We start from the raw sequence: 2,563 nt of genomic DNA on the forward strand, positions 1-2,563 counted from the left end.
TGTCCGTGGCCATGAAAAAGTACCCACTGGTGGTCAAGTCGAGGTATCCGTTTTTGGCCAGGTAAAAGTATCCACCCCGTGTTCGTCGTGTCGATCAGGAACTGCGGGCCCCGACGGTGACGGTGAAGGCGCCAACCAAGCGCCGCCACCATCGGGGAGTTCCATTGAAGTCTGCGAAGGACCGCATGGATATCGTTTCCGCCTACTACGAGCTCGGGTCCTACCGAGCCGCCGCTGAGAAGTGCGGCACCACCCATAAGACCGTCAAGAACATCGTCGACCGGTTCGAGGCCGGTCAGGCCGGTGTGCCACCGCCGCCGCGGGCCGAACGTGCGCACAACTACGACTCGGTGGTTGATCTGGTCGCCGAACGCGTGGAGAAGTCGAAGGGTCGCATCTCGGCCAAACGGCTGCTCCCGAAAGCCCGAGCCGCCGGATACACCGGCTCTGACCGCAACTTCCGCCGTCTCGTCGCCGAAGCGAAAGCGTTGTGGCGCAGTGAGAATCACCGCGGTCGCCGTCCCGCGGTGTGGGAACCCGGCGAGTATCTGGTCATCGACTGGGCTCAAGTCGCGCCGGGGTTGTTCCTGTTCTGCGCGGTGCTGGCGTTCTCGAGGTGGCGTTTTGTGCGCTTCGCCACCGACCAGCGTGCTTCCACCACGCTGGCGTTGATCGCCGAAACATTCGCGGCGATCGGCGGGGTCCCGGCGCGGGTGCTGGCCGACCGGATGGCCTGCCTCAAGGGCGGCGTGGTCGCCAACGTCGTCGTACCGACTCCGGATTACGTGCGTCTGGCGTCGCATTACGGATTCGCCCCGGACTTCTGTCACGCGAGTGACCCGCAGTCCAAGGGCATCGTGGAGAACCTGTGCGGCTACGCCCAGGAGGACCTGGCCGTCCCGTTGTTGACCGAGGCCGCAGTCACCGGCGCGTCGGTGACGCTGCGTGATGCGAACGCCGCCGCGATCGCGTGGTGCACGGAGGTGAACGCCGCGACCCATTCGGAGATCTGTGCGATCCCCGACGAGCGACTCGCGATGGAACGTGTACTGCTGCAGCCACTCCCATCGCTACGACTGCAGATCGGGGCACCGTCGGTGCTGCGCAAGGTCGACCGCCTGTCCTGTGTCCGGTACGGGTCGGCCCGATACTCAGTACCCACCCGACTGATCGGATCGATGGTGGCCGTGGTCGTCGACCACGGCGCGATCTGTCTGCTCGAGTCCGCCACCGGGGTGATCGTGGCCGAACACGAACTCGTCGCACCCGGTGGTGTGTCGATCCTCGACGAGCACTACGACGGACCCCGGCCGACACCCAACCGCGGTCCGCGCCCGAAGACCACCGTGGAGAAGCGGTTCTGCGACCTCGGCGCCGATGCCGATGCATTCCTCGTCGGTGCCGCGGCGATCGGCAACACCCGACTGGCCTCGGAGCTGGAGGTCCTGCTCGCTCTGGGTGCCGCCCACGGCGAGGCGGCGCTGGTCGCCGCACTGCACAGGGCGGTGGCTTTCCGCCGCTTCCGGGCCGCCGACGTGCGCTCCATCCTGGCCGCCGGCACCGGGACACCGCAGCCCCGCACCGCCGGGGACGCGCTCATCCTGGACCTGCCGGTCGCCCCGACCCGCTCCTTGGACGCCTACAAGGTCGCACCCACCGTGGCCGACGGTGAGGTGATCTCGTGACCAAGATTCAACAGCCGATAACCGACGCCGAACCCGTTGCTCCGCCATCGGTTCCACCGCTGCCCGCCGATCTGGACGCCGGGTTGCGGCGGTTGAAGTTGGCCGCGGTGCGGCGCACCGCACCGGAGGTGTTGATCACCGCCAAGACTCAACGCTGGACTCCTGAGGAGGTGCTGCGGACTCTGGTCGAAACCGAACTCGCCGCACGGGACGCCTCCAACATCGTCAACCGACTCAAGGCCGCGGCGTTCCCCGTTCCGAAGACGTTGGACAGCTTCGACGTGGCCGCCTCCTCGATCCCACCGAAGACTTTCGACTACCTGTCGAGCCTGGAATGGATTCGCGCCCAACAGAACCTGGCGATCATCGGCCCGGCCGGCACCGGAAAGTCCCACACCCTGATCGGGTTGGGGACCGCGGCGATCCACGCCGGACTCAAGGTGCGTTACTTCACCGCCGCCGACCTCGTCGAAACCCTCTACCGCGGCCTGGCCGACAACACCGTCGGCAAGATCATCGAGTCGCTGCTGCGGGTCGACCTGATCATCCTCGACGAACTCGGGTTCGCCCCGCTCGACGACACCGGCACCCAGCTGCTGTTCCGGCTCGTCGCCGGCGCCTACGAACGTCGATCACTGGCCATCGGGTCGCACTGGCCCTTCGAGCAATGGGGACGCTTCCTGCCCGAACAGACCACCGCGGTCAGCATCCTGGATCGGCTCCTGCACCACGCCACCGTCGTCATCACCGACGGCGACTCCTACCGCATGAAGGACGCCAAACACCGGAAGGAGCAGCCCAAGCCAACCTAGGAACTACCGCACGGGGCGGATACTTTTATCTGGCCACCAGCGGATACTTCGACTTGGCCATTGACA

2 protein-coding genes are annotated in these 2,563 nt (G+C 66.3%); both read left to right on the forward strand.

Features of this window, described 5'->3' with window-relative positions:
- Nucleotides 1-164 precede the first annotated feature (164 nt).
- Nucleotides 165-1,685 carry an IS21 family transposase gene (gene istA / locus MHN84_RS29555; RefSeq protein ID WP_241207988.1) on the forward strand — a complete coding sequence of 507 codons (1,521 nt, stop codon included), beginning with the start codon at nucleotides 165-167 and terminating at the stop codon, nucleotides 1,683-1,685.
- Nucleotides 1,682-2,497, forward strand: coding sequence for an IS21-like element helper ATPase IstB (gene istB, locus MHN84_RS29560; RefSeq protein ID WP_308193005.1), 816 nt, complete (start codon nucleotides 1,682-1,684; stop codon nucleotides 2,495-2,497). Before istA ends, istB begins: the two co-directional genes overlap by 4 nt.
- The last annotated feature ends 66 nt before the right edge of the window (nucleotides 2,498-2,563 follow it).

This window comes from Mycobacterium sp. PSTR-4-N (assembly GCF_022348085.1).
Classification (GTDB): Bacteria; Actinomycetota; Actinomycetes; order Mycobacteriales; family Mycobacteriaceae; genus Mycobacterium.